This is a genomic window from Campylobacter sp. 7477a (assembly GCF_014892335.1).
In the GTDB taxonomy this organism is placed as follows: domain Bacteria; phylum Campylobacterota; class Campylobacteria; order Campylobacterales; family Campylobacteraceae; genus Campylobacter_A; species Campylobacter_A californiensis.
The window spans coordinates 26,208-52,566 of record NZ_JADBJH010000009.1 but is presented as its reverse complement, the minus strand read 5'-3'; the positions used below and the strand labels follow the sequence as shown (position 1 = coordinate 52,566).

General features: G+C 37.4%; 32 protein-coding genes, 5 tRNA genes and 1 other RNA gene. 10 read left to right on the top strand and 28 right to left on the bottom strand.

Annotated features, from left to right (window positions below; all coding sequences use genetic code 11):
* Positions 1-5: 5 nt before the first annotated feature.
* From nusG to CCAL5182_RS05725, 9 genes are all read right to left on the bottom strand, one after another.
* Positions 6-536 (bottom strand): transcription termination/antitermination protein NusG, encoded by a 531-nt coding sequence (gene nusG, locus CCAL5182_RS05765; protein WP_169937773.1) that lies wholly within the window; start codon positions 534-536, stop codon positions 6-8.
* Between the two features lie 16 nt (positions 537-552).
* Positions 553-732: a preprotein translocase subunit SecE gene (gene secE / locus CCAL5182_RS05760; RefSeq protein WP_169937771.1), complete on the bottom strand. Its 180-nt coding sequence runs from the start codon at positions 730-732 to the stop codon at positions 553-555.
* Between the two features lie 15 nt (positions 733-747).
* Positions 748-823 (bottom strand) — tRNA-Trp (locus CCAL5182_RS05755).
* Positions 824-837: 14 nt separating this feature from the next.
* Complete coding sequence (gene rpmG, locus CCAL5182_RS05750; protein ID WP_169937769.1) at positions 838-996, bottom strand: 50S ribosomal protein L33; 159 nt, start codon at positions 994-996, stop codon at positions 838-840.
* A gap of 57 nt (positions 997-1,053) precedes the next feature.
* The gene (gene tuf, locus CCAL5182_RS05745) at positions 1,054-2,253 is read right to left on the bottom strand and encodes an elongation factor Tu (RefSeq protein ID WP_169937767.1); all 1,200 of its coding nucleotides are present in this window, start codon (positions 2,251-2,253) and stop codon (positions 1,054-1,056) included.
* 73 nt (positions 2,254-2,326) lie between these two features.
* Positions 2,327-2,401: transfer RNA gene (locus CCAL5182_RS05740), tRNA-Thr, on the bottom strand.
* Between the two features lie 126 nt (positions 2,402-2,527).
* Positions 2,528-2,604 (bottom strand) — tRNA-Gly (locus CCAL5182_RS05735).
* A gap of 7 nt (positions 2,605-2,611) precedes the next feature.
* A tRNA-Tyr gene (locus tag CCAL5182_RS05730) sits at positions 2,612-2,696 on the bottom strand.
* A 54-nt stretch (positions 2,697-2,750) separates the two neighbouring features.
* A tRNA-Thr gene (locus CCAL5182_RS05725) sits at positions 2,751-2,826 on the bottom strand.
* 160 nt (positions 2,827-2,986) lie between these two features.
* On the opposite strand from CCAL5182_RS05725, the gene CCAL5182_RS05720 reads away from it, so the two are divergent.
* Positions 2,987-3,235 (top strand): hypothetical protein, encoded by a 249-nt coding sequence (locus CCAL5182_RS05720; RefSeq protein ID WP_194239127.1) that lies wholly within the window; start codon positions 2,987-2,989, stop codon positions 3,233-3,235.
* 23 nt (positions 3,236-3,258) lie between these two features.
* On the opposite strand, the gene CCAL5182_RS05715 is transcribed toward CCAL5182_RS05720, so the two are convergent.
* The 12 genes from CCAL5182_RS05715 to hemB all read right to left on the bottom strand — a co-directional run bounded on the left by CCAL5182_RS05715 (position 3,259) and on the right by hemB (position 17,380).
* Complete coding sequence (locus CCAL5182_RS05715) at positions 3,259-3,885, bottom strand: helix-turn-helix transcriptional regulator (RefSeq protein ID WP_169937765.1); 627 nt, start codon at positions 3,883-3,885, stop codon at positions 3,259-3,261.
* Entirely contained in the window at positions 3,857-4,381 is a 525-nt protein-coding gene (locus CCAL5182_RS05710; protein WP_170016751.1) for a DUF5416 family protein, read from the bottom strand. Before CCAL5182_RS05710 ends, CCAL5182_RS05715 begins: the two co-directional genes overlap by 29 nt.
* Entirely contained in the window at positions 4,381-5,814 is a 1,434-nt protein-coding gene (locus tag CCAL5182_RS05705; RefSeq protein WP_336610491.1) for an HlyD family type I secretion periplasmic adaptor subunit, read from the bottom strand. Before CCAL5182_RS05705 ends, CCAL5182_RS05710 begins: the two co-directional genes overlap by 1 nt.
* Positions 5,815-5,816: 2 nt before the next feature.
* On the bottom strand, positions 5,817-7,955 hold the full coding sequence (locus CCAL5182_RS05700; protein ID WP_336610490.1) for a type I secretion system permease/ATPase: 2,139 nt from the start codon (positions 7,953-7,955) through the stop codon (positions 5,817-5,819).
* Between the two features lie 5 nt (positions 7,956-7,960).
* Positions 7,961-9,907, bottom strand: a complete 1,947-nt coding sequence (locus CCAL5182_RS05695) for a bifunctional diguanylate cyclase/phosphodiesterase (RefSeq protein ID WP_336610489.1) — start codon at positions 9,905-9,907, stop codon at positions 7,961-7,963.
* Positions 9,904-10,569 (bottom strand): transglutaminase-like cysteine peptidase, encoded by a 666-nt coding sequence (locus tag CCAL5182_RS05690; RefSeq protein ID WP_169937755.1) that lies wholly within the window; start codon positions 10,567-10,569, stop codon positions 9,904-9,906. Before CCAL5182_RS05690 ends, CCAL5182_RS05695 begins: the two co-directional genes overlap by 4 nt.
* A gap of 6 nt (positions 10,570-10,575) precedes the next feature.
* Entirely contained in the window at positions 10,576-12,288 is a 1,713-nt protein-coding gene (locus CCAL5182_RS05685; RefSeq protein WP_336610488.1) for a TolC family protein, read from the bottom strand.
* 78 nt (positions 12,289-12,366) lie between these two features.
* A complete protein-coding gene (locus CCAL5182_RS05680) occupies positions 12,367-13,617 on the bottom strand; it encodes a (Fe-S)-binding protein (protein ID WP_170016745.1) in 1,251 nt (416 codons plus the stop codon).
* Positions 13,617-14,978, bottom strand: a complete 1,362-nt coding sequence (hemN, locus tag CCAL5182_RS05675) for an oxygen-independent coproporphyrinogen III oxidase (protein ID WP_336610487.1) — start codon at positions 14,976-14,978, stop codon at positions 13,617-13,619. Before hemN ends, CCAL5182_RS05680 begins: the two co-directional genes overlap by 1 nt.
* Positions 14,971-15,459 (bottom strand): DUF2603 domain-containing protein, encoded by a 489-nt coding sequence (locus CCAL5182_RS05670; protein ID WP_169972243.1) that lies wholly within the window; start codon positions 15,457-15,459, stop codon positions 14,971-14,973. Before CCAL5182_RS05670 ends, hemN begins: the two co-directional genes overlap by 8 nt.
* Before the next feature lie 19 nt (positions 15,460-15,478).
* Positions 15,479-16,402, bottom strand: coding sequence for an ornithine carbamoyltransferase (gene argF / locus CCAL5182_RS05665; protein ID WP_336610486.1), 924 nt, complete (start codon positions 16,400-16,402; stop codon positions 15,479-15,481).
* Complete coding sequence (gene hemB / locus CCAL5182_RS05660; RefSeq protein ID WP_169937743.1) at positions 16,403-17,380, bottom strand: porphobilinogen synthase; 978 nt, start codon at positions 17,378-17,380, stop codon at positions 16,403-16,405.
* Between the two features lie 66 nt (positions 17,381-17,446).
* On the opposite strand from hemB, the gene ribA reads away from it, so the two are divergent.
* From ribA to htpX, 5 genes are read left to right on the top strand one after another with little or no spacing between them, the layout of a single operon-like run.
* The gene (ribA, locus tag CCAL5182_RS05655) at positions 17,447-18,019 is read left to right on the top strand and encodes a GTP cyclohydrolase II (RefSeq protein ID WP_336610485.1); all 573 of its coding nucleotides are present in this window, start codon (positions 17,447-17,449) and stop codon (positions 18,017-18,019) included.
* On the top strand, positions 18,009-18,563 hold the full coding sequence (gene rsmG, locus CCAL5182_RS05650; RefSeq protein WP_336610484.1) for a 16S rRNA (guanine(527)-N(7))-methyltransferase RsmG: 555 nt from the start codon (positions 18,009-18,011) through the stop codon (positions 18,561-18,563). The genes ribA and rsmG overlap by 11 nt, the downstream gene beginning before the upstream one ends.
* Positions 18,557-18,760, top strand: a complete 204-nt coding sequence (locus CCAL5182_RS05645; RefSeq protein ID WP_169937737.1) for a PP0621 family protein — start codon at positions 18,557-18,559, stop codon at positions 18,758-18,760. Before rsmG ends, CCAL5182_RS05645 begins: the two co-directional genes overlap by 7 nt.
* Complete coding sequence (locus CCAL5182_RS05640; protein WP_336610483.1) at positions 18,760-19,134, top strand: hypothetical protein; 375 nt, start codon at positions 18,760-18,762, stop codon at positions 19,132-19,134. Before CCAL5182_RS05645 ends, CCAL5182_RS05640 begins: the two co-directional genes overlap by 1 nt.
* Positions 19,121-20,011 carry a zinc metalloprotease HtpX gene (htpX, locus tag CCAL5182_RS05635; protein ID WP_336610482.1) on the top strand — a complete coding sequence of 297 codons (891 nt, stop codon included), beginning with the start codon at positions 19,121-19,123 and terminating at the stop codon, positions 20,009-20,011. The genes CCAL5182_RS05640 and htpX overlap by 14 nt, the downstream gene beginning before the upstream one ends.
* A 2-nt stretch (positions 20,012-20,013) precedes the next feature.
* On the opposite strand, the gene CCAL5182_RS05630 is transcribed toward htpX, so the two are convergent.
* The 5 genes from CCAL5182_RS05630 to CCAL5182_RS05610 are packed head-to-tail and all read right to left on the bottom strand — an operon-like array spanning position 20,014 to position 23,065.
* On the bottom strand, positions 20,014-20,421 hold the full coding sequence (locus CCAL5182_RS05630) for a hypothetical protein (RefSeq protein WP_194239126.1): 408 nt from the start codon (positions 20,419-20,421) through the stop codon (positions 20,014-20,016).
* The gene (locus CCAL5182_RS05625) at positions 20,412-20,846 is read right to left on the bottom strand and encodes a hypothetical protein (RefSeq protein ID WP_169937730.1); all 435 of its coding nucleotides are present in this window, start codon (positions 20,844-20,846) and stop codon (positions 20,412-20,414) included. Before CCAL5182_RS05625 ends, CCAL5182_RS05630 begins: the two co-directional genes overlap by 10 nt.
* Positions 20,843-21,859: an alanine racemase gene (locus CCAL5182_RS05620; protein ID WP_169972246.1), complete on the bottom strand. Its 1,017-nt coding sequence runs from the start codon at positions 21,857-21,859 to the stop codon at positions 20,843-20,845. Before CCAL5182_RS05620 ends, CCAL5182_RS05625 begins: the two co-directional genes overlap by 4 nt.
* Entirely contained in the window at positions 21,852-22,100 is a 249-nt protein-coding gene (cmeU, locus tag CCAL5182_RS05615) for a CmeU family protein (RefSeq protein ID WP_169972247.1), read from the bottom strand. Before cmeU ends, CCAL5182_RS05620 begins: the two co-directional genes overlap by 8 nt.
* Before the next feature lie 2 nt (positions 22,101-22,102).
* Positions 22,103-23,065, bottom strand: a complete 963-nt coding sequence (locus CCAL5182_RS05610; protein WP_228026827.1) for a L,D-transpeptidase family protein — start codon at positions 23,063-23,065, stop codon at positions 22,103-22,105.
* A gap of 154 nt (positions 23,066-23,219) precedes the next feature.
* Between CCAL5182_RS05610 and CCAL5182_RS05605 the strand changes: the two genes are divergently transcribed.
* The 4 genes from CCAL5182_RS05605 (at position 23,220) to CCAL5182_RS05590 (ending at position 25,339) form a co-directional block, all read left to right on the top strand.
* The gene (locus CCAL5182_RS05605; RefSeq protein WP_336610481.1) at positions 23,220-23,651 is read left to right on the top strand and encodes a copper chaperone PCu(A)C; all 432 of its coding nucleotides are present in this window, start codon (positions 23,220-23,222) and stop codon (positions 23,649-23,651) included.
* Between the two features lie 49 nt (positions 23,652-23,700).
* On the top strand, positions 23,701-24,243 hold the full coding sequence (locus CCAL5182_RS05600; protein WP_169937723.1) for an SCO family protein: 543 nt from the start codon (positions 23,701-23,703) through the stop codon (positions 24,241-24,243).
* 5 nt (positions 24,244-24,248) lie between these two features.
* Entirely contained in the window at positions 24,249-24,635 is a 387-nt protein-coding gene (locus CCAL5182_RS05595; protein ID WP_336610480.1) for a rhodanese-like domain-containing protein, read from the top strand.
* Positions 24,636-24,706: 71 nt separating this feature from the next.
* Positions 24,707-25,339 (top strand): NAD(P)H-dependent oxidoreductase, encoded by a 633-nt coding sequence (locus CCAL5182_RS05590; protein WP_336610479.1) that lies wholly within the window; start codon positions 24,707-24,709, stop codon positions 25,337-25,339.
* 150 nt (positions 25,340-25,489) lie between these two features.
* On the opposite strand, the gene ssrA is transcribed toward CCAL5182_RS05590, so the two are convergent.
* Positions 25,490-25,848, bottom strand: a transfer-messenger RNA (tmRNA) gene (gene ssrA / locus CCAL5182_RS05585).
* A gap of 40 nt (positions 25,849-25,888) precedes the next feature.
* On the bottom strand, positions 25,889-26,293 hold the full coding sequence (locus CCAL5182_RS05580; RefSeq protein ID WP_169937718.1) for an Hpt domain-containing protein: 405 nt from the start codon (positions 26,291-26,293) through the stop codon (positions 25,889-25,891).
* Positions 26,294-26,359 lie beyond the last annotated feature (66 nt).

Sequence of the window (26,359 nt, the reverse complement as noted above, 5' to 3'; positions counted from 1 at the left end):
TCTCCTTAAATTATCTTCTCAACTTGTGAATACAAAATATCAACCGGTGTACTTCTACCAAATATCGAAACATTTAGTCTAAGTTTACCATGAACCATGTCGTACTCTTCTACAATACCTGTAAAATTCGCAAAAGGACCTTCCGTTATACGAACACTCTCGCCATCTTCAAAATAAATTTTAGGTTTAGGTGCAGCACGTTTTTCAACTTTTTCTAAAATCGTATTAATATCTTTGTCGCTTAAAGGTGTTGGCTTTTTTGCCTCACCGATAAATCTTCCAACTTTTGGCAATGATTGAATTTTATGCCAAAGAGCTGTATCTAAATCTAGGTTTGCAAAGGCATAACCAGGATAAAGAGTTCTTTCGTTTATTTTTTGTTTTCCGTTTTTTATCTCAATCACATCTTCTGTTGGAACGATTACTTCTTTTAATTGCTCCTCAATACCATGATCTTTTACTAAATTTTCTATAGCTCTTTTAACAGCCATCTCGCTACCGGCATATGTCTGAATAGCATACCATTTGTGCGCCATTAATCTATCCTCTCTTTTAAATTACATTAGAAAGAGTAAATGACATAATAGCGTCAACCAAAGCTAAAAAAAGAGACACCACAGTAACAACAATAAAAACGGTAATAAATGCATTCCTTACTTGTTCTTTTGTAGGAAATATCACTTTCACAATTTCAAGCTTAGATAACTTTATGTAATTTATTATTTTTTCCATTTTTAACCTTAATGATGGCAGGGCAAGAGGGATTCGAACCCCCAACCATTGGATTTGGAATCCAGCGCTCTACCGTTGGAGCTATTGCCCTAATGGTATTTTCCGTTAACTTTTTAGCTTAACTTCTTTATGAACAGTATGCTTTTTAAGTCTTGGACAATATTTTTTTAGCTCTAACTTCTCTGTTGTAGTTTTACTATTTTTTGTAGTAGTATAGTTTATATCACCACTCTCAGAACATTTTAAACCAACTTTAATTCTCATCAAAATTCCTTAAATTTAAAAGAGCGAACAAGTCGCTCTTTAATGTTATTAATTTAATTATGCAAGTATTTTAGAAACAACGCCTGAACCAACTGTTCTACCACCCTCACGGATCGCAAAACGTGTACCCTCTTCAAGAGCTACAGGAGCGATAAGTTCAACAGAAATTCTTACATTATCACCAGGCATAACCATCTCAGTTCCCTCAGGAAGTGTGATAGAACCTGTAACGTCTGTTGTTCTTACATAAAATTGTGGTCTATAGTTGTTAAAGAATGGAGTATGACGACCACCCTCTTCTTTAGTTAAGATATAAACCTCGCCCTCAAATTTTGTATGAGGAGTGATTGATTTTGGCTTACAAAGAACCATACCGCGCTCAACGTCTTCTTTCTTAGTACCTCTAAGAAGAACGCCTACGTTATCGCCAGCTTCGCCTTGCTCCATCTCTTTTCTAAACATCTCAACGCCTGTAACTGTAGTAGTTTGAGTGTCTCTGATACCAACGATCTCAATAGTGTCACCTACTTTAACAACACCTTTTTCGATTCTACCTGTAACAACTGTACCACGACCTGAAATTGAGAAAACGTCCTCAATAGGCATAAGAAGGTCTTTATCTGTAGCACGAACAGGAGTTGGAATATAGCTATCAACTGCTGCCATAAGCTCCATAACTTTTGCTGACCACTCACCATCTTTACCTTCTTTGGCTTCGTTAAGAGCTTGAAGTGCTGAACCAGCAACGATTGGAGTGTCATCGCCCGGGAAGTTGTATTCGTTTAGAAGTTCACGAATTTCCATCTCAACTAATTCAAGAAGTTCAGCATCGTCAACCATATCAGCTTTGTTCATGAAAACAACGATGTATGGAACGCCAACTTGACGAGATAGTAGGATATGTTCTCTTGTTTGTGGCATTGGGCCATCAGCAGCAGAAACAACTAGAATCGCACCGTCCATTTGTGCAGCACCTGTAATCATGTTTTTAACATAGTCGGCGTGGCCTGGGCAGTCAACGTGTGCATAGTGGCGATTTTCAGTTTCATACTCAATGTGTGAAGTTGCGATAGTAATACCACGCTCTTTCTCTTCTGGAGCGTTATCGATATTATCATAATCTTTAAGCTCAGCAAGACCTTTTCTTGAAAGAACAGCAGAAATAGCAGCTGTTAAAGTTGTTTTACCATGGTCAACGTGACCGATAGTACCGATGTTTACGTGTGGCTTGTTGCGTGAAAATTTTTCTTTAGCCATCTTTTCCTCCGTTATGATATGTGTCTCATCTTTAAATTTGCATTATCTTGCAGCCAAATGTCGTATAAACCAGTGGAGCTCATAGCGGGACTTGAACCCGCGACCTCTTCCTTACCAAGGAAGTGCTCTACCTCTGAGCCATATGAGCGTTTAACGCTTGGCTGAGACGACTTTTGCTTAACAATACAAACAACTAAACTTTTGGATACTATAAACTGAATACTGTGTTAGGTAATAAAAATAACTATACAGCTCCCAGTCTGATATCCAATCTTGGAGCGGGAAACGGGACTCGAACCCGCGACCCTCAGCTTGGAAGGCTGATGCTCTAGCCAACTGAGCTACTCCCGCAATAGCATGGTGGTGAGACGTGGATTCGAACCACGGAAGACATAGTCAGCAGATTTACAGTCTGCCCTCGTTGGCCGCTTGAGTATCTCACCCTTTAATTAAAAAAGTATTGCTTGGTTTTTCTGGTCAAACACTGTTACAAAAAATGGAGCTGGTGAACGGACTTGAACCGCCGACCCACTGCTTACAAGGCAGTAGCTCTACCAACTGAGCTACACCAGCACCCCACTGTTTGTGAAGTGGGAATTATACATGAAATAAAATTAAAAGTCAAGGCTATTTTTGCATTTTTTATATTTTTTTGCGAAAAAATAAAAATTTAATTTTTTTTAAAAAGTAAAGCCATATAATAACATTTAAATTTTTAAAAAAGGACGACATAATGCAATTTTTACCATGGATTATTATATTAATGTTAATTTACGCGATATACTTTTTGATGATAAGATATGAAAAAAGAATAACCATACTGAGTAAATTAATAGAACAAAATAGCGAAGGCATAAAACAAAATCGCAATCTCATAGAAAAAAACAGAGCCCTCATAGAAGAAAATAAACACGACATACGCGAAAACACAAAAAGCATAAATACAAATTTAGAAAAAATAGATATTGATTTGGAAGACTAGTCTTTCAAATTTATTATATAAATTTAGCTGTTCTTTTGCATTAAAAGAACAAGCCCTATCCTATCTTTCACGCCTAATTTATTATATATAGAAGCAGTGTGGGCTTTTACCGTGCGTAAGGTTATACCTGTTTGCTCTGATATTTTTTGATTACTCAAGCCTTCATATATGAGTTGCGCCATCTCTTTTTCGCGTTCACTTAAATTTGCAAGACTGGATTCATTTACTTCTAAATCATTTTTTTGACCGCTAGTCATTTCTGTTATCATCTCCTGGATAAACTCAGGATAAAGCCACGCTTTGTCTTCTTGTATAGTTTTTATAGCATCATTTACGTGAATTTCTTGCATGTGAGAGTTTGCGTATCCTTTTGCTCCAAGCGTTAAAAGTGCTTTACCTTGAGCAAATTTTGGCTCATTTGCAATAAATAAAATTCTTAATTTGGCACAAAAATCAAAAATTTCAAGCATAAATTCACTAGCACTTCCCTTGATAGTTGCCACATCAACTATGGCGATATCCGGATCTTCTTGGTTTAACGCACTTAAAAAATCTCTTTTGCTATTTACAAATTTTATATCTTTGGCTAATGCATACCCCTGCCATAAATTTTGCAACGATCTATTTTGCGTGAGTAAAACTATCTTCATCTTGCACCTTTTTATCGCAGTTTGCATTACTGCATAAAATTTCATCATTTATATATATTAAAACATCATGCTTACAGCCATCGTCAAAACTACACTCTATGCTACGTAAAAAATCAATCACTCGATCAGCTTTTTCATTTAAGGTCATACTCATCTCAAAGCCATTGCTCGTTATCGCGTATCTATACGGAGCGTTTAAATTTATTTTATCAAGGTCAAAATTTATACTATCGGTGCTTTCATTATAGCCTTTTATAATTATTTTTAGGCTTTTTATGATCTCATCTTTTATGTTTAAACCATCAAATAAGTTGTTACTTTCACTAACGGTAAGCTCGCTAAAATTTTTTACGCAATCCGCAAATACAAACTCTTCTATGCTTTCATCCACAAGATCGCAACCACTTTCATGTTTAATAATAACAAATTCTCTCAAATTTAAAGGTTTTAAAATTTCACACTCGTTAAAATTAAAATCATAAAAAGCACTTCTCATTATCTTTCCGTTAATGCGTTATTTTTAGCCTTTAAAATCGGCTTTAAAAGATAGTCAAGCACGGTCTTTTTACCGGTTATGATATCTGCCGACACTATCATGCCTACTTTTATCCGCAAAGGTTTTTCTTCGCTACCTAGATAATTTTTCTCAGTTTCTATGCGAACCAGGTAGTAGCTTTCTCCTGTTTTTTCGTTAGTTTCGGTGTCTGCACTTATTTGCATAACCTCACCCTTTAATCCCCCATATATACTAAAGTCGTAAGCCGTAAATTTAACCATCGTTTCAAGTCCCGGTCTTAAAAACGCCACATCGGCAGGTTTTACCTTGACTTCTGCTATAAGCTTATCTTCTAGCGGCACGATCTCTGCGATGTTTTCACCTGGTTTTATAACACCTGATACCGTATGTACCATAAGCTTGCTTACGATACCGTTTACAGGAGAGCGAACATTTGTCCTATCTACTCTGTCACTTAAATTTATCTGCGACTCACTTATACGGGCTATCTCAGCTGAAACTTCGTTTAACTCGGCTTTGGCCTTATTTTTAAAGGCAAGTCTTGCTTCGGTTATTTTGTTTCTAGCCTCTTTTATGGTTGATTCCACGCGCGGGACGGCTAGTCTTGACGCATCAAGTTCGCCTTTTAAGTCGCTTAACTTTTTTTGTAATTGGATGTATTCTATCTGACTAACAAGCCCTTTTTTAAACACCGGATCCATGATAGCTTTTTCCTTAAGCGTGAGGTTATATCCTGCTTGAGCTTGCTCGATCTTGTTTTGTAGCTCAACCAACTCGTTTTCTCGTTGGGCGATTTGCTCGTTTAAAATTCCTATCTGTTCGTTTAGATGCTCCATATTTGAGTTATGTAGACTTATCTCATACTGTATAGCTTTTGTGTTATTCGCATCTCTAACTTCGTCATATACAAAGGTTGTATCGTTTGACTCGGCATCAAGTCTTAAAAATTTTGCCATCAACTCATTGAATCTAAGCTGTGACTCGCCATAACTACTTACGAAATTTTTATTATCTATTTTGACTATAACCTGATCTTTTTTGACCTCATCACCCTCTTTTACTAAAATTTCTTCGATGATTCCGCCTTCTAAATTTTGAATGGCTTGGTTTTTGCCGGATGGTATTATCTTGCCATCTCCTCTTGTTATCTCATCGATTTGCGCCTGTGACCCCCAAACCAAAAGCCAAAAGATCGTTGCGCCTATTACATAAAGCAACATCTTAGAGCTTGATGTGGTTCTTGCAAGGACTGCTTCTGAAAGGCTTGACATAAATTTTAGATCATTTGAGTCATATTCATTTTTTTGAATATTGCCTTTTATATTTTTTATACTATTAAGAATTTCTTCACAAGCCGACTCTTGATTTTTGATATGATCTTGTCTTGTTTTTACATTTTCTTTTTCTTGCATATCTACTTCCCGCCAAGTTTTGCTAAAACATCATCTCTTACACCGTCTAGTAAAATTTTACCATTATCGATAACTATTAGTCTATCTACAAGCTCAAGCATAGATGTCCTGTGTGTTACCAACAACATGGTTTTTCCGACTGTGTTTGATTTTAAATTTATTTTTAGCTTGTTTTCTACCGTGTTGTCTAGCGAATTTGTCGGCTCGTCAAGCAAAATGATCGGGCTATCAAGCAAAAATGCCCTAGCCACCGCTATACTTTGACGCTGACCACCGCTTATGCCGTCGCCTCTTTCGTAGACAGGCATGTCAAATCCAAGAGGATGAGCATTTACATACTCGTCAATACCACTGATTTTGGCTGCTTTGATGATTTGTATATCATCTACATAAGGTGCTTTTTGTACGATATTTTCACGAACGGTGCCTTTAAATAAAACAACATCTTGCGGAACATAACCGATATTTCTTCTAAGGTCTGCAGGATCGATTTGGTTTATATCTATACCGTCAATTAAAACAGAGCCGTCAGTTGGCGAATAAAGACCTAAAATAAGCTTTTGTATGGTTGTTTTTCCTGAGCCGTTCTTGCCTATGATACCTACCTTTTCGCCTGGTCTTATAACAAAATTTATCCTATCAAGTGATCCTTTTGTAGTGTCCGGGTAAGTAAAGCTTACATTTTTAAATTCTATCTTTCCTTCAAAAGAATTTCTTCTTACAAATTTCTTTCCTTCCGGGCGTTCAACAGGCATTTGCATTATCTTATCAAGACTTGCGTAAGCGGTCTTTGTCTGCTCGAAATTTGCCGCCAACGAAGCTACTTGCCCCATAGGTGCGATAGCCCTTGAGGCAAGCATGACTGAGGCTATAAGCCCACCCATGGTAAGCTCAACAGCCTCTATCATATAAACACCAAGAACAATGATAGCAATGGTATTAAGTTGAACCAAAAACGTAGTAACAGTCGTGATAGAGGTAGTTATCATTTTTGATTTGATATTTCTAGTAGCTATCTCGCCCGTTGCCTCTTCCCAGTGCCACTGAATATGCCCGTTGGCACCCAAAGTCTTTATCGTCTCAAGACTACTTAAACTCTCTATCAAAATTCCGTTTTTAGCAGCCGAGGCTTCAAAAGTGCTTTTTGTGGCATTTTGCAAAGGATCTTTTATAAAAAATGTATAACAAAGTATGCAAATTATAATAATAATAGGCACAAGCACTAAATATCCACCGATAAAATACGTAACCACTAAAAATATAAAAGCAAAAGGCAGATCCACAAGTGCGGCAATAGAGGCTGATGAGAAAAAATTTCTAACCGTATCAAATTCTCGCAAGTTGTTTGCAAATGAGCCCACTGACTTTGGCTTGTTGCTAAATTTCATGTCCATAACGCGCTCAAAAAGCATCGAGCTCATGATAATATCACTCTTTTTGCCGGCAACTTCTAAAAAATAAGAGCGTATAAATTTTAAAAACAAGTCAATAATGTAAATTATCGCCACGCCAAGAGCCAAGACCCAAAGTGTTTCTACTGCGTTGTTTGGCACAACTCTATCGTAAACATTCATTGTAAACAATGGAGTTGCTAGAACAAATAAATTTACCAGTAAACTAGCCAAAATAACATCGATGTAAATTTTTTTAGAACGCTTTATCGTGCCCCAAAACCAATGCTCTTTACCCGTATCCACAAGACGAGTTGCATTTGTATCCTCTGGAGTAAATTTACGCTTTAGATAGTAAGCATAACCAAGGTATTCGTCTTTAAGCTTATCTATCTCGATCTCATTTGTGCCAGAACTTGAGTCGGGAGTTATTATCTTTGCTCGTTTTTTATCAGCACTAATCGATTGAAGTATGCATGCCTTTTTGCCCCTAAGCATCAAGATACAAGGCAAAACTAAAGGAGAAATTTCTTCTATGCGTTTTTTAACTATGCTTGAAGAAAAGCCGGCTCTAGAAGCCGCACGAGAAAAAAGAGACTTAGAGCCATCGATCGAAAAAAGCTCAACCTCTTCTCCGTCTTGAACAGGAAGTCCGGTAGTTAGCGCATCGGCACTATAAGGGTTGTTATGAAGCTTGGTAAATATAACCAAACACTGAAGTAGCTCGTCTTTTGTCTTCTCATTACTCATGGGCACTATCCGATATTTTTAATCTCATCTATATAAAATCCTTGCATATTTATAACACCAAGCTCGATTAGCTTGTTTTTTTGCTCCTCGTTTTCAACGCCGATAGCAATTAATTTTATGCCTTTTGAACTCATTATAACTTCAAGTGAACGTCTTGTTTGCTCACTGCCGTTTTCGCTAAAGAAGTCTATGATGTTGCCTGCTTGAATTTTAACATAATCCGGGCTTAAAATTTTTAATTTCTCTATACTTTTTGCATCAAGCCCAAAATGGTCAAAGCCAAAGCCAAAGCCAAGCTCTTTTAATTTCTGCGTTAATCTAACAATGCTTTGTATACTCATATCGTCTTTATTTGGAATTTCTATATAGTTTTTAAATTTAGAATTTGCACTTATCCTTTTAAGAGCCGCCTCAAGCCTAATAAAACTATCTTGTGAAGTTAAAATTTCTTTACCTAAATTTATAGCCAGCGAGCCGTTTGGTAAAATTTTATTTGGTAAAATTTCAGCTATTCTATTTAATATATGAAGATCAAGCGTCGCACTTAAGTCAAGCTCCTTAACCATCGGCATAAAGTAGCTCGCCGACTGCCATTTGCCCTCATCATCAACAAGACGTAAATAAAGTTCGTATTGTTCAAATCCATTTTCATCACCCACTTTTTGAGAAGCAAATTTAAATTTATCGTTTTTCATGGATTTTGATATTAGATCGCGGTATTTTTCCTTGCCTATAATTAGCGCTGCACTATCATCTTTGAAAATTTTGTATTTGAAATTTCCAAGCTCTTTTGCATCTGCAAGAGTTATGTCTGCCGTAGTTAGGATGGTCTTTAGCCCGGAATTTGGCTTAAATTCAACTATCGCGGCATTTACTAAAAGCTCGTTTTGATCTATATCAAAATTCTCACTCTCTTTTTTAATCTCTTTCATGATACTTTCAACCAAAGTAGCAACACCGCTTGAAGTTACCGCGGGCATTAAAAGCGTAAAGTCATCATCGTTTAACCGTGCTGCAACACCGCTATATTTGCTATCTTCAAGCTCAGTTTCTAAGATATTTGCTATCTTGATAACAAAACTTTGCCATTTTTCAAAACCTAAATTCTTCTTCAAATTTGCAAGCTCTTTAAAGCTCAAAAGCACCATAGATCCGCTTGAATACTCCTCACTTGCGATGTATTCGTTAAATTTAGTCTGAAAATAACGTCTATTATACATGCCACTAAGAGCATCTTTATAAAGGAGTTCTTGGTATCTATCAAGTGTTTTTGCCTCTTGCTCAAATATATCTTGCACCTTTGCAACCATGGAGTTCATAGCCAAAACCATTTGACGAAGATCGGTGGTAAAAGGAATTTTATCTTGGATCAAAAATTTATTATCAAGTATGGCCTCGGCTTGATTTCGCACCTTAACAAGGGGTCTAAATATCGTTTTAAGCCCAAAGTAAGTCGCACAAATAGCCAAAACCATCATTGCCAGCAAAAAGCCAAACATCTCTTTCATATTGTTATAAAGCTCATAGTATGCAAGTCCTGCACTGCTTTGAACATAAAGCGTGCCGAATTTCGTCCAACCAGTCATTATCTCACTGCTTTCGATAGGAGCCGTAAATTTGGTTAAATTTAAAAACCACTCCGGAACACTGACGACTTGTATATCTTGCGCTCGCTCGATCAAAATTTCATCATCCACGCCTTTTAGTGTGATATTTTGATAATACCCACTATCAAACATGGAATTTATCATAGTCTCCGCCATAGACATATCGTTAGGATCTATAACAGGCTTTAGCGCAAGTCCTAGCGAATTTGCAGTATGTCTTGCATTTGCTCCAAGTTGGTCTGCTATGTAGGTATTTAGACTTTTAAAATTTAAATACCCAACCGCGCCAAATATCACGAAACTAAACAGTGTCGTAGCTACTATTATCTGTTTAAAAAGTGTCATAGTCCCTCTTTTTTCATTTTGTCTATTAATTCCATCCATTTTGGATTTTGCTTTTTGTTTCCACCAGGAACAACCTGCCCAAGCCCCTCTTGTTTTGCAAGGTAAAGCGAATCACCATTAAAACTATAGACCGGAGCTAGGTCTGTTCTTTGTGTTGCTATTTTGATATTACCGTTGATATTATCTAAGATAAGCGGCACCGACTTTGGTGTCTCATAATAAGAAAGCACCATGTGTGCTTGGTTAAATTTAAGAGCTTTAACATAGGTAAAATAAAGCTTACTCGTAGGAACACCAAGCTGTTTTAGAGTAAAATACTTTGCCGTAACAAAGTCCTCACAATCCCCGGCCCCTTTGCCTAAAAATTCCATCCTAGTAGCCCAATAATCCTTTTTGCCCCAAACTTCCATATCATTAGCCCATCTTAAAGAGTTAAAAAATTCATTTACTTTTTTTAATTTTTCTTGCTCGGATTCGTTTTTGAGTGAATTCATTAAGGCATTTAGCGCTACAACTCGTCTTTTGGCATTTTCGCCATATATCTTAGAAACATTAGCTATAGTTGTTGACTGGATAAATTCGCCTATGGCGCTAACGCAAAATAGTAAGGCAAGAGCCGCTAAAAACGCTCTTGCTAAAGAATTTTTTACCTTTTTAGGCATAAATTTTTACTTTAAATCATTTTGGATACTGCAAGCACCTTGAATATATCTTTTAGCAAATCCCGGCTCAAAGCTATCAGCTAGCAAACCCATATTATCAAGAAGTCTGTATTTTGCATAGATTAAAGCCGTTTCGGTATTGATAATCTCTTTTAACGCAGTGTTATACTCACTCTCTGCATCAAGTAAATTTATAAGATCACGACGACCTATCTTAAATTCGTCCTGATATGCGTCAAGCGTTGCCTTTGCATATTCGACGTGTTGAGCAAGATACGACATCTTTTTTTGCTCGAGTTCATAGCTTTGCCATGAAAACTTAAGCGACTCTCTAAGCTCTCTTGTTAGGGTTTCAAGGGCTTGCTGCTCTTGTCTAACAGCCAGCTGACTCTTTTCTTTGTCTAGCTTATCATTTCCTTTATTATAAAGGTTATAGTTAAACCTCACAAGCGCATTTACGCTTTGATCTTCGTAGTTATTATATAACACATCAGTATGATCATACCCGCCAGATACCACAAGATCTACTTTTGGTAAAAACGGTGCATTTTTTTCTTTCACCACAGACTCCGCCATCGCAACATTTGATCTTTGAACCAAAAGAGATGGGTTGCATAGTAAAGCTCTATCATAGACCGCCTGCTCGTTGGTCGGTAGAGGTATATTAAATTCAGGCTCGATTAAATTTTGAGCAAAAAGCTTTTTACCGTATAATCTCTCAAAAGTAGAAACTGCATCTTCATAATTGTTTGCCGCAGAAATATAATTTGACTGCGCCAAGGTATACCTAGATCCTGCTTGGCGCTCTTCTGAAGCTATACCGTATCCAGACTGTGCCCTATCTTTTATCTGTGAGTAAATTTCTTCGTGATTTTTAACATTTAAGTCTTCTATGTCTAAAATTTTCTTAGTTTTTATAACTTCAACATAAGCATTTACCATCTCAAGAGCAAGTCTGTCGGCTCTTTGTGCCACGCTATAAGCAGCAGAGTCAAGACGCGCGCTTTGAGAATTTATCCTATTTTTATCGGCTCCGCCATTGTATAAATTTTCAACTAAAGTAAGTGTTGCGCTTGAAATTCTACCGTTGCCGGTTCTTGTGTTCGTATCATTATCCAAGCGTCTTCTTTCATGCCCAACCGAAGCTTGAGCATCAAGCGTTGGATAGTAGGCGTTTTTGGCGATATTTAGATCTTTACCAACTTGAAGGTAGTTATACTCCGTCTCTTTTAAGCTTGGATTTTCACTAAGAACGGTTTTTATAACTTCATTTAGCGTTACTGCACTATTTTTATCAGTGCCATTTGTTTGTGTTGAGGCAAAATTTGATTGACTAGTTTGAACCAAAAAGCTTTCTTTAGCTTTCTTGGTATCAGCGATATCGGTTTTGCTTAAATTTGTAAAATTTTCACTTTTGATCTTCATGTAAGCGTCGCTATAGCCAGGTGTCGCTCTTAGGTTTGTTAGTATATTATCTGCTTCAGAGGCCGAAATTGCAGAAGTATCGACGTAAAGAAATTCCCTGCCATTTTCAGCATAACTGCCAAAACTAAGTCTTTCGTCTTGTGAAATTATATCTTTTATATTTTGTTTTACGTTAGTTAGCTTAGTCTCGTTTTCAGACTGGGTAAACGCACCTAAAAACACCCTATACGTTAGGTCTTTAGCGGAAGAAATCGTAGCCGCAACTATCATTCCTACGATAAATATCTTTTTCATAGAAATTTCCTTTTTTCTAAAAATTTATAGGCATTTTATATACGAAAATGCCCAATTATACATAAATTCGTTTGAATTTTACAAATTCGCCGCGATCAGATCTATCGGATTTTCAAATTTAACATTTGAGCCGTGTATGTGAAGCGCATTTGAAATTTGCATCTTACAAGCACTGCACTCGGCGCTTACAAATTTCACATTGGTATCATTTACCATTGCGGCTTTTCTTTGTCCTGCCGCACGACTTAGATGATACTTCTCCGCTTGCATCGTCACTCCGCCAAATCCACAACACTCATTTGGATCGCTCATCTCTACTATATCGTAATTTTGCGCTAAAAGTTTACGAGGCTCTTTATAAACTCCTTGCATTTTTCTAGCATGACAAGCATCATGATACGTCACACTCTCTAATCTTTTGCCTTTGCTTGCCAGAATTTGCGCCAAATTTGTCTCTTTCTCAAGATACTCGGTGGCTAGGAAAATTTTCTTACTTATCTCTTTGGCTCTCTCTCGCCACTCGTCATTATCGTGGAAAAAATGCTCGTAATCAACCTTAACCATTGCAGAACAGGTCGCTTCAGGGATAATGATAGCATCTATCTTATCTCTCAGGCTTTCAAAATACTCAATATTTCGCTTAGCCAAAACCTCAACCGTCGCAAAATCACCCGTAAAATACGCCGGTGCGCCACAACAAGCTTGCTTTTTCATCAAATGCACGTTTAGTTTTAGCTCGCGAGCTATTTTTAGCAAGCTCTCACCAATGCTTGTGTATGCGTAGTTTCCCATGCAGCCGATAAATATTCCTATAGTCTTTTCGCCGCCATTATCTATAAATTCCTCATGCGAATTTAAAAAGCTCTTGCCTTTAGCGGTCGGAAATAGCCTCTCTTTTTTTACCATCGGCAGGCTAAAGCGTGGCGTCATCGTGCTCTCTTTTATCTTAAACGCACAGCTTTGAAAGACATAGCCCATTTTAGCGCAAAAGTCCATTATCTTGCGGTAGCGAAGCAGCCAAAAAAACGCCTTTTTATACCAAGCTATGCCGTATTTATTTGCTAGATCTTTTCTGACATTTTCTATCGCCGTATCCACGCGCAAGGAATTTGGGCAGACATCTACGCAGTTGGTGCATAAAAAACAGCTCTCAAATATATTTTTTGCATTTTTATCAAGGTTGAGTTCACCTCGCTCGTAAGCGCCTAAAAGATCCAAAAAACCCCTTGGGCTCGTTACCTCATCGCTATTTATATTGTGGATAGTGCAAACCTGTATGCACTTGCCGCATTTTACACATTTGTCTGAAATTTCACTAAATTTAAACATCATATCGTCTTTGAAAAGCTATTTTTACTATCTTTAAATTTTATCATATATTCATCAAAACACATAGCGATATTGCGGATTATGAGTGTGCCGGTCTCGTTTACGCTGATCTTATCGGGCGTAACGCTAACAAATTCACTCAAATTCTCAAGCTCTTTTAGCTCCCCATTAAAGTGATCAAAAAAGTCTATCTTAAACTCCGCTTCAACCGCTTTTATATCAAGCGCGAAGTTACTCATCAGGCTCATTATAACAGCCTTTCTAAGCAGGTCTTCATCGTTTAGATAAACACCCTTTGCGTAAGGTAAAATTCCGCTATCAAGGGCCTTTTCGTATTCGTCCATATCTTTATAATTTTGCGCGTAGTAGCGCTTGCCCTCACCTATACTGGTTAGTCCTATACCGATAAGATCGGCTCCTCCCTTTGTCGTATAGCCTTGGAAATTTCTATGCAAAGTCCCGTTTGCAAGCGCGCCAAAAAGCTCGTCATTTGGCTTTGCAAAGTGATCCATGCCTATCATTTTATAGCCGTTTTTGATAAAAAACTCGGCCGTGTATTTTAAAATTTCAAGTTTGGTTTTTGGGCTTGGGAGCGTAGCTTCATCAAATTTACGCATTGACTTTTTAATCCACGGCACATGAGCATAGTTAAACACCGCCAGCCTATCAGGACTTAGCGTCAAAGCCTTATCAAGCGTAGTTTTAAAGCTCTCAAGTGTTTGATAAGGAAGTCCATAAATAAGATCCATATTGATTGAGTTTATACCTTTTGCGCGTGCCATGTCTACAGCATTTTTAGTGATCTCATAAGGCTGTATCCTATGAATTTCCTTTTGCACTTTCTCATCAAAGTCTTGCACGCCGTAGCTTATGCGGTTAAACCAATGCGAGACAAGCACATCAAGTTGCTCATCGGTTAAAAATCTAGGATCTATCTCGCAGCTAATCTCCGCCTCACTCATAAAATTTGGAAATTTAGCTTTTATAAGACGGATTATTTTATCAAGTTGTTCGGCATTGTAAAAAGTAGGAGTACCGCCGCCAAAATGCATCTGAAGCACAGGCGCATTTGTGTCAAGATGACGTGATAAAAGCTCAAGCTCTTTTGCCAGATACTCGATATATCGCTCTTTTTTATCCTCTTTACTTGTATAAATTACATTGCAACCGCAAAAATAACAGGCGCTTCTACAAAACGGAAGGTGCAAATAAAGCGAAAGAGGTCTTGATTTATCACGATTTTCAAGCTCGTTTATATATGCTTTATAGTCAAATTTATCACTAAACTCAAGCGCAGTCGGATAGCTTGTATATCTTGGCCCAGGGCGTGAATACTTTACATATGCGTCAAAATCAATCATTAAATTTACTCCTAGCTGCTTTCATCATCTCGCTCATATCGACAAATAAATTCGGATGATCTTTTTTTATGTTTTTTACTAATTTCTCAATATCAACACTAAAATTTTTCTCATTTTTCTTCGTTGCTATGCGTTTTATCTCATCCATAGCCACAACCCAAACATCACTAAAATCAATCGGAACATTCTGCCAAATCGTCTTTTCAAGCTTTAGATCAAAATTTTCTTTTTGCAGTTTACGAAAGGCTTCGATCATCTGCGAAAGGGATTTTATCGAAACCATCGTGTGTAAATTTTGGTTTTCATCGATACCAAACCAAGGCTCAACACCATCCCAAGAGCCACTTTTTAAATTTAAAGCACGCTCGTTTGGATTATCAGTCGGCACTATCTCAAATATCGTTCTCTCATCCTCGTTAATACCAAGTGAGCTGCTAATCTCGTTGATTTTAGCCAGTGGATTTTTATTTTTTTCACTCATTATTTTCTCATTTCAAATTTTATCTATGCCTATCAAGCCAAACCATTACACCCTTTTGTGCGTGCAGTCTATTTTCCGCCTCGGCAAAAATTTCGTCCGCATGCGCCTCAAAAACCTCTTCGCTCACTTCATATCCGCGGTAAGCAGGTAAGCAGTGCAAAAATATAGCTTTTTTATCGGCTAATTTCATTAGCTCACTATCCACACAAAAGCCCGCAAATTCTTTTATGCGTTTTTCCTTTTCCGCCTCTTGTCCCATTGAGACCCAAGTATCGGTAGTAACGACATTTGCGCCGCTTATCGCCTCTTTTATATCATTTGTGATGATGATTTTAGCACCTGAGATTTTAGCATTCTCCTGAGCCGCGGCTAAGATCTCCGCATCCACCTCATAGCCCTTTGGCGTGGCGACTCTAAGCTCAAAGCCAAGCTTGCTAGCTAACATCAGCCACGAGTGAGTCATATTATTTTCGTCTCCCACATATGCAGCCTTTACCTCTTCCACTTTTAGCCCGCACTCTATCATAGTTAGCATATCGGCCATTAGTTGCACGGGATGAAATTTATCACTAAGTCCGTTTATCACAGGGATCTTACTAAATTTCGCAAATTCCTCCAACGTCTCATGGCGATTAACGCGAAGCATCGCCATATCGCACATTCCACTTATTACGCGTGCCGTGTCTTTTATAGGCTCACCGCGTCCGATTTGGATATCATTTGAGCTTAGAAACATCGCATGCCCGCCAAGCTGATACATCCCCACATCAAAGCTCACCCTAGTCCTAGTAGAGCTTTTCTCAAATATCATAGCAAGACTTTGCTCTTTTAGATAAGGCTTATAGTTTTTGTCTTTAGCCTCTTTTTTTATCTCGATGGCTAAATTTAAAATTTCAATAATTTCCTCTTTACTAAAGTCGTTTAACGTTAAAAAATGTCTCACTTAAAGTCCTTTTCTTAAAATTTGGGCAGCCTCTTTGGCGTGGTAGCTTATGATCAGATCTGCACCCGCCCTTTTAAAGCCAAGCAAGGTCTCCATCATCACTCTTTCATAATCAATCACACCAGCTTTTGCTCCAGCTTTTAAAAGAGCATACTCACCACTTACGTTATACGCACAAACGGGAAGTCTTGTAGCATCTCTTAGCTCACGAATGATGTCTAAGTAGGCAAGTGCGGGTTTTACCATGAGTATATCGGCTCCTTGCGCCTCATCTTCCAAGCTCTCATTTACTGCCTCCAAGCGGTTTGCAGCGTCCATTTGATAGCTTCTTCTATCGCCAAAGCTTGGCGCGCTCTCTGCTACGTCACGAAACGGTCCGTAATACGCTGAAGCAAATTTGGTCGAATACGCCATAACAGGCAGATTTTCATAGCCGTTTTCATCAAGTGCTTCTCTAAGCGTCGTGATAATGCCGTCCATCATGCCACTAGGTGCTATCATATCAGCTCCGTTTTTAGCATGTATAAGCGCTTGCTTGGCTGAAATTTCAAGCGTAGCATCATTATCAACAGTCTCATGAACATGATCTAAAATTCCACAATGTCCGTGATCTGTGTATTCGCAAAAGCAAAGGTCGGTTACGACGACAAGGTGTGGAAATTTATCTTTGATCGCACGAAGCGCTGTGGCTATAATACCATCATTACTTAATGCGTCAGAGCCGATACTATCTTTTAAATTTGGAATTCCAAACAAGATAATAGACTTTATGCCCAAATTTACGATAACTTCGCACTCTTTTAAAATTTCATCTAAACTCATCTGAAAGACACCCGGCATAGAGTTTATCTCTTTTTTTATCCCCTTGCCTTCCACCACAAAAAGCGGATATATAAAGTCGCTTGCACTAAGCGAATTTTCACGAACCATGTCCCTTATTGCAGGGTTTATCCTAAGTCTTCTAAAGCGTTTAAACATAATTTTGCCTTTTATCTGCTAAAATATTTCATTTTATAAGTGTATCATAGTTGGAGTAAATTTAATATGAAAATCGAGATTTCAAACATTGCCAACCTGCCCTCAAGATTTGGTAAATACAAAATTAAAGCTTTTAAAGAGCGATTTAAAGAGCATTTAGCGATCTACAAAGAGCCTTTTGGCGATGTAACAAATGTGCGTATCCACTCAGAGTGTCTAACAGGAGATGCGATAGGAAGCCTAAAATGCGACTGTCGCGATCAACTTGAGGCGAGTTTAAAATTTATAGAAGAACATAGCGGTATGGTTATCTATCTTCGTCAAGAAGGTCGTAATATAGGGCTTTTAAACAAAATAAACGCTTACGCACTTCAAGACAAAGGGCTTGATACGATAGAGGCAAACCACCAACTTGGCTTTAAAGCCGACGAGCGAACATATGAGATAGTTGATTTTATCTTAAAACATTTTGGTATAACAAAGATAAATTTACTCACAAACAACCCACTTAAACTAATGGGGTTAAAGTGTGTAGAAGTCGTAGCAAGAGTGCCGATCGTAATAGAGCCAAACGAATTTAACGAGGGTTATTTGCGTGTTAAAAAAGAGCAAATGGGACATATTTTAGATGAAAAATAGCTTGGTTTTGTCACCTGAATTTAAAGATAAAACAGTTAAATTTGCCGAAATTTTAGCCAAATTTAACCGCATACACAGCCTTACAAACTACAAAAATATAGACGAGCAAATTCTTGACAGCATAACTCCGATAGAAATTTTTGACATAAAAGATGCTAAAGTAGCCATTGATGTCGGTAGTGGTGCCGGCTTTCCTGCGATATTTTTAACAATGATAATGAACGAATGCGAGTGGCATTTGTTTGAGCCAAACGCTAAAAAATCATCCTTTCTAAGTTACGCAAAAGTTGCTCTAAATTTACAAAATCTCACGGTTCACAGCCAAAAGATCGAAAATTCTAATAAATTTCATGCAGACCTTATAACATCAAGAGCCTTGATGAAAACACCCCAGTTGATCAAAATATGCAATGGCTTTTATGATAAAAGCACAAAATTTCTACTTTATAAGGGATCGAGCGTAAACGAAGAACTAGGCGATATAAAGGCTGAAATTTATAATAACAAAAACAGAAATTACATTTTAATGGAAAATATATGCTAGGAAAAATCATAACTTTAATCATCGTATTTGCGGTAATTTATCTCGTATTTTTTAAAATGCTACGCAAAAAAGACAGTGGGAATAAAGAAATAGAAAATTTCGTAGAATGCGACAAATGCGGCACTTTCGTCGACATGAAAAGTGCTGTTTTAAGCAACGGCAGATATGTCTGTCGTGATTGCATAAAGGCTAGATAATGCAACTTATCGGACATGAGCTAGTGGAATTTGAACCGCTATTTTGGACGCAAAGCACAAACGAGATGTCAAAAGATAGGCTAAATTTGTTTGAGTTTGATAAAGATCTCATAAAATTTGCAAAGCAACGTCAAATGAACTTCGCCACCGTCTGCATAGACACCAAACAAGCCATCATAGCAAACGCTTGTGGCGCAAAATTTATACTTTGCCATAAATTAATCGCAAAAAATTTGTCCGACCTGGCACAATTTTATCTTTTTGACGCAAAAATAGCCTGCGTAATAACTCATGAGCACGAGCTTGAAGAGCTTGCTAAATTTGGCGTTGATGTTGCGATATTTCAGAAAGGGGTCGTAGGTGGAAATTTTTAAAACCTGTTTTTTAATGGTAGGGCTTGTGCTTCTTTTTATGTTTGTAGGAGCATGGATCGGTGGCGAACAAGGCATGATAATGGCATTTTTAGTGGCGCTTGGCATGAACTTTTTTAGCTACTTTTTTAGCGACAAGTTGGTATTAAAGCGCTATAACGCCATTGAAGTAGACGAAAACAGCGCGCATGGACTTTATGCCATCGTTAAAAGACTTTGCCAAAAAACAAGCATGCCAATGCCTCGCATTTACATCATACCCGAGCAAATGCCAAACGCCTTTGCCACAGGAAGAAACCCAAGCCACGCAGCCGTAGCGGCAACGGAAGGGCTTTTAAATTTATTAGACGAAAACGAAGTGGAAGCGGTTTTAGCTCACGAGCTAAGCCATGTGCGCCACTACGACATCCTAACCGGAACGATCGCCGCAGTTATTGCAGGGGCGATCGCCATGCTTGCAAATTTTGCTCAATTTGGCACGATGAATAGAGAAAATTCACAGCGCAACAATGCTCTTATGATGATCATCATCGCGGTTGTGATGCCACTAGCAGCTAGCGTAATACAAATGGCTATCTCAAGAGAAAGGGAGTATAAAGCCGACAAAGGTGCAGCGCTAATGACTGGACACCCGGAGTGGCTAGCAAGCGCACTAAACAAGCTTGAAAACTACTCGCGCTCATATGCTATACAAAACGCCTCACCGCAAAGCGCACATATGTTTATCGTAAATCCATTTGGCTCATTTAAAGACAAATTCAGCGGTCTTTTTAGGACTCATCCAAGTACAAGCGATAGGATAGTAAGGCTAAACGAGCTAGCTCAGCAACTAAGCACAAGTCATAGAAATCACGGGGCAAGCGGCTTTTTTAGAAGATAAATTTATTGATTTTGCAGCAAAAGACAGTCAGCCTTTTTAATGCTATACTCAAACAAAAGCTTGCCAGTCTCAAAATAAAAAACATGTTCCATAATAATGTCTTGGTCAAGCATATCAAGAGCTTTTTTATCGGAGCAAATTTGAGTCAAGTTCATTTTTCTTGTTTCGCTTGCGTATTTTTCAAGCTCTTCTTTGTTAAATTTTGAGACCCAAGTCTTTTTTGTGTCATTAACAGCATATCTATAAAGCAAGACATCAGCGATATTTAAAAGGTCGTTTAAAACGATGTTTGAATTACATCTAAGCGGAAGAGCCTTTTTATATGCTTTGGCATAAATTTCAGCAGCTTCGTGGCTTGTTTGAGAGAGGACAAAATTTAAAATCACACATAGTAAAAAAACTACTCGCAACTGCTCTTATCCACCGATATATCAAAAAGATGTTTGTTGTTTAGCGTATAGCTACCATTTAGTTTTATACCTCTGTTTAGCATGACTTTTGCAATACTTGTAGCGCAAATCGCACTTTTGCCGTTTTGATAGAATTCATTTTTAAGCCGTGCCACCTGTGCTTTTTTTAAATTTGAAATCTTTCTATTTGCGGTATCGTTTAATTTAAAATTTGCATTGACGTTTAAACCATCAATATCAAGCGAGTCTATCACAACCATCTCATCAACTCTGTATGGTAAATTTTGACCTGCTAGTTGTTTTATAAATTTTGGAATTTCTTCCGTTTTTAGACTTGATAAAATTTGTTCATAAATTTTAAGCTCGTTTGCGTTATTTGCAAAAGCCACCACTCCCAAGCAAATGGCAAAAAGAGCTTTTTTCATGATTGCCATTTTCTATCTATAAACGGCGAGAGCTTTGTTAAAACATCATAATTTATCGTATTAAAAAACTGCGCCCACACATTTGCATCATCAAACACACAAACCATCTCACCGCAATTTTCACAGCTAAAGCTATCCATCGACATCTTGCCAAGAAGCCGTTTGCCGTTTGCTAGCGTTAGATCTCCATCTCCAGTATATCGCAAAAGCCCGTCGCCATATCCAAGGTCATATGTAGCTATATTTATGTCGCTTGTAGCGCAAAATTTAGCCCCATATCCTACGCATTGACCGGCTTTTAGCACTCTTTGACTAATGCGCTGTGCCCACAGACTAAGAACGGGTTGCAAATTTAGACTATCGTTAAACTGCGCGTATCCATGCTGAGCGATACCTACACGAACCATATCATCGCTCATATCGCTAAATCTTTCAACTCCGGCTGAGTTATGAGAGTGAAATATCGGTTTTAAAAGTCTAAATTTATCACAAAAGGCGAGAATTTTCACCTTCGCCTCACTAAATTTTTGCTTTTGCACAAAATAATCCGCATTCATCTCGTCACTAGCCCTAAAGTGCGTGTAAGCACCCTCAAGCTTTAAATTTTTACTTAAAATAACATCAAAAGCACTATCAAGCTCATCTATACAAAGCCCGTTTCTATGCATGATCGTATCAATCGCAAGATGAATTCTAGTGCCGTCTTTAACGCTATTTAAAGCATAAATATCATTTATACCGTATATGAAATTTTGACTTTCGTTTTTATTTGGTATGTGAGAAAGGATCAAAATTTTATCAAAAAACTCACCTATCTCATGCGCCTCTTTTTCGTTTTTTACGGCACAAAATTTTATACCAAATTCCTTTGCAACAGGAGCTATAAGCAAAGCCCCGTGCCCATATGCGTTATCCTTTAAAACCAAGATAACGCGCTCTTTACCGCCCGCTTTATTGCAAATTTGTGTTAGATTATGTGTATAGGCGGATTTATTTAGACGAATTTCAGACATTAAATTTCACATCATAAGCGCTATATACGTCTGGTAGTAGCTTTCTAACAGCGTAGTCATACGCATAAAATTTGGCATAAATTTCTTTTAAATTTACATCTTTTGCTTTATCAAAATCAAAAACATCAGTATCACCCTTTTTAGGCACATTTGCATCTAATAACTCAAAAAATTGCGCTCTTGCGGCAAAAATTTTTTCTATCTTTTCCTTAACTTGTGCTTGTTTTGACTCTTCTTGCACGCTTACTCCTCTATTAAAATTTTCATATCGTCGCCGTAAAGTTTCACGTAAAGTGTTTTTTGTCCTTGAAATTTATATGTCGGCGTAGAGTAGTCCTCAAAAAAACTTACTCTAAAAATATTCTCATTTTTTAAATTCGGATAAGGTGTGATGATAAGGTTCGAAAAAGCTATATTTTTACTCTCTTTTCTGGCAAATATCGCTCTTTTCATGCTTTGAAATTTATCCAAACTCATACCGTCGTATCTTGCGAAATTTTTATCGTAAAATTTTAGATAATTTTCTATATCGCTCTCACTCCATGTCTTTTTCCATCTAAAGAGCTTTGAAATAATAACAGCGATTTGCTCGGCACTTGCATTTGGCTTAGCATCTTCGTAAATTAACGCCAAAGAGCGCTTGTAATCGATGATTTTGTCGTATTGCATTAAAGTATCGTTCTCCATGGCGACACAGCCTTTTGTTTTAAGCTCATCAGTCCTCTCGCCATCAAGCGGATAACCATGTATCCATATGCCTCCGCCGTTTCTTTTTGCAAGTTTATCAAGTAAATTTGGGTAAGAAAGAGAAAATGCAAGCGGTCCAAGATATCTATCGCTAGGCACAAATCTTCTTGTTAGCTGATACACGCCAATCGGCGTCTTAAGGTCGCCCTCTATAAGCTTTTCACCGCTTTTGCCAACTATAACGCTAGTATCAAAAGTCTGCTTTAAAACACCGTCCGAGTAAGTAAATACGCTTAGTTTTTTATCTGTTTTATCAACCACCGTAAGCAAAATATCATTGTCATAGTAACCGTATTTTACGTCCTTGCCATCAAGCTTTTTAAGCCAATACTCTTTGCTTAAGATATTTTTTTCTATCTCTTTTATGACAGCTGAAATTCCATTTTTTAGGTAAATTTCTTCGTAGTTTTGAGCCCAAGCGGCCACCATGAAAGACACAAGTAATAAAAGCTTTTTCAATCTAACCCCATTAAAGTAAAAATTTAAAGCGTAATTATAGCCTAAAAATTTCACTTTTAAGCGTTAAATTTCACTTTTTAAGCTAAGCACTATATAATAAAACTTGCGTATAATAACATAAAATACAAAAAAATAATTTCACAAGGAGTTAGTTATGAAAAAATTTCTACTTGTTTGCCTTTTGTCGGGCGGTTTTTGTGCGAGTCTCTTAGCAGCTGATATTAGCGTTGAAAATTTAAGAGCTCGTCCTTCAAATATCGGTGCAAGCAATAGTGCGATATTTATGGACATAAAAAACAGTTCAAACGCCGATGTAAAACTAGTCGCTGTTAAATCAAGCATATGCAAAAGCACTGAGCTACACACACATAAACTGGTTGATGGCATGAAAATGATGACAAAGATAGACGACATAAATGTTCCCAAAGAAAGCATGGCAAAACTAGCTCCGGGCGGACTTCACGTCATGCTTATAGGGCTTGATAAACCGCTTGTTGACGGTGATATAGTTGATCTTGAAATGAGCTTTGATAACGGAGAAATACTAAATTTTAACGATATAAAAGTCATAAACAACTTCAGATAAACGCAGCTTGCGTTATTTAACCACATTTATGCAAATTTAGGAGTGTGTAATGAAAAAAATATTTGCTTTTTTGGTTTTTGTGCTAATAATCGGTGGAGCTGCTCTTTTGCTTCTAAAACCGTCAAAATACGACTTTAAGGCGTATTCTCCAAGCGGAGAAGTTAGCTTGCAATCATTTGAAGGAAAATATAAAGCGATATATTTTGGCTATCTTTTTTGTCCAGATGTTTGTCCTACTACGCTTTCACTGGTAGGCGATGTGCTAACTAAGCTAGATAGAAATGACTTTGAGCTAATCTTCATAACGCTTGATCCAAAGCGAGATAAGCCAGAAGACCTAACAATGATGGCTAAAAATTTCTATAAAGATGCAACTGGTCTAAAGCTACTTGACATTGACAAAGTAACGGCGAATTATGGAGTTAAATTTAAAGAAATTCCTATGCCAAATTCGGAAATGTTTTATACCGTAGCACACAGTTCATCGATATATCTAATCGACAAAAATGGTAAATTTTACTCTGAAATTTCAAATCTAACCACAGAAAATATCAAAGAAAACATCTTAAATCTTATCAAAGAAAGACCGTAATCAAAATGATAAAAATACATAAATTTCTTCTTACAACACTATGCGCTACGACTATGTTTGCTGAAGTTGCGACCATAGATGCAACACCAAAAAATATATCTGAATTTAAACAGGTCATAGACATTAGAACACCTCCTGAATGGCACAACACAGGCGTAGTAAAAGGTGCAAAACTTATTACTATGACAAATGACAAAGAGGGCTTTTTGATGTCATTAAAGGCAGCCGGCATAGACACAAAAGAGCCAATCGCGCTTATTTGCAGAAGTGGCGCAAGAAGTAGAGCTTTTGCAGAGTTTATAAATGGCGATAACCTAAAGATTATCAACCTACATGGGGGCATGAGTTCACTCATAGCAAAAGGCTATCAAACCGTTTCGCCCAATCAATAAATATAAATTTTATGTAAAATATTTAAATTTAAATCGTATCATATCGTATAAATTTTAAAAGGAGAAAAAAGATGAAAAACTATCTTGATATTATAAATTTTCGCCATGCATGCAAAATTTTTAACGACACAAAAAAGATTAAAAGCGAAGATTTTGATTTTATTTTAGAAGCGGGTCGTGTAAGTCCAAGCTCGACAGGACTTGAGCAATGGGACTTTGTAGTGGTGCAAAACCCGGCACTTAGAGAAAAGATACGCAAGGTATCATGGGATCAACCGCAAATCACCACTTGCTCGCACTTGGTTATCATTTTAGCTAAAATTTCAGATATCAAAAGCGATAGCAAATACGTAGCTGATATGATAAACAGACGTCCTGATAAAACACCTCAAGAGCATGAAGCTAGAGTGAATTTTTACAAAAGTTTCATCACAGAGAATTTTAAAGACGACGATGAGTTGCTATTTCAGTGGTCACACGAGCAGTGCATGTATCCTGCGATAAACATGATGAATGCCGCAGCATCTCTTGGCATAGACAGCTGCCCGATAGAGGGTTTTGAGCGTGAAGAGGTTGGCAAGCTTTTAAATATCGATCCCAAAAAACACCGCGTAGCCATAGCTATACCGTTTGGATACCGCCTAAACGAACAGCCTGTTAAATATCGCAGAACGATGGACGACGTTGTTACTTGGATAAATTAATCTACTTAACGAGCCAAATTTCGGCTCGTTAAAAATCTTCAAAAATTTACTTTTTAAAAATTCAAACAATTATTAAAATAAGAACATAGCAAAATATAAATAAAACTGTATCAAAATGAAAGTTATTAAAAGGGATTTAAATAGCCTAAATGGTGGAAGCGAGGGGGATCGAACCCCTGTCCAAAAACAAAACAACCGCAGCCTCTACATGTTTAGCAAAAGTGAAAGTTTCATCTAGCAAGGCTCACTTTCCAAAACCAAAAGCTAGACTAAGACAAGGTTTCGACCCTCAGCTCGTCAAACTGCTAGCCTACACTATCTGGATTACTCGCGGACTCTTTTAGATAGTATCAAAAAGCGCAAGGCTCAACTGAACTTACGCGGCTTTAGCGTAAGCAGGAGCGAAATTAACGTTATTTGCGTTTAAATTTAATTTGAGCTTTTTACGCTTTGCTCAAAGCGACATGCCACCACGACCATCCTGCTCCTGTCGAAGCCAAGTCGCTCCCGTAAAGAGATTAGCCCAGTATTTTACAGCTTTTTAAATTTTTAGTCAAGCTGCGAAGGTATATCGATTATATTTGGATTGAGAACACTAAAATACTCAGCATCACCTTCTATATCGTTTTTGTATTTTGCAAATTGATCACTAACAAGCAAAAGCCAATCAATAAAACTATCATTTGCGGGTCCTTGCAAACTCCTAGCCTCCTCGCAGACATCTTCGGCAAGCGTGGTAAGTTTTAAAACAGGATCGATATGCATATAACCTGCGGCGGATTTGATATTATGAAAAATTCTAAAAAGTTCATCGATGTTGTTTTTAAATTTGTCCTCGCGTGATAAATTTACGATTAAAGGCTCCATTAGATCACACATCAACGAATAATGCGATAAAAATTCCTCAACAATATCATAAGAAAAGTCCACTTCAAGTCTTTTTAGCATACCCATTTTTACATCCTTAGCATAGGTTGATATGAATTGTAACAAAATTTTGATAAAATTAAATAATTTTTG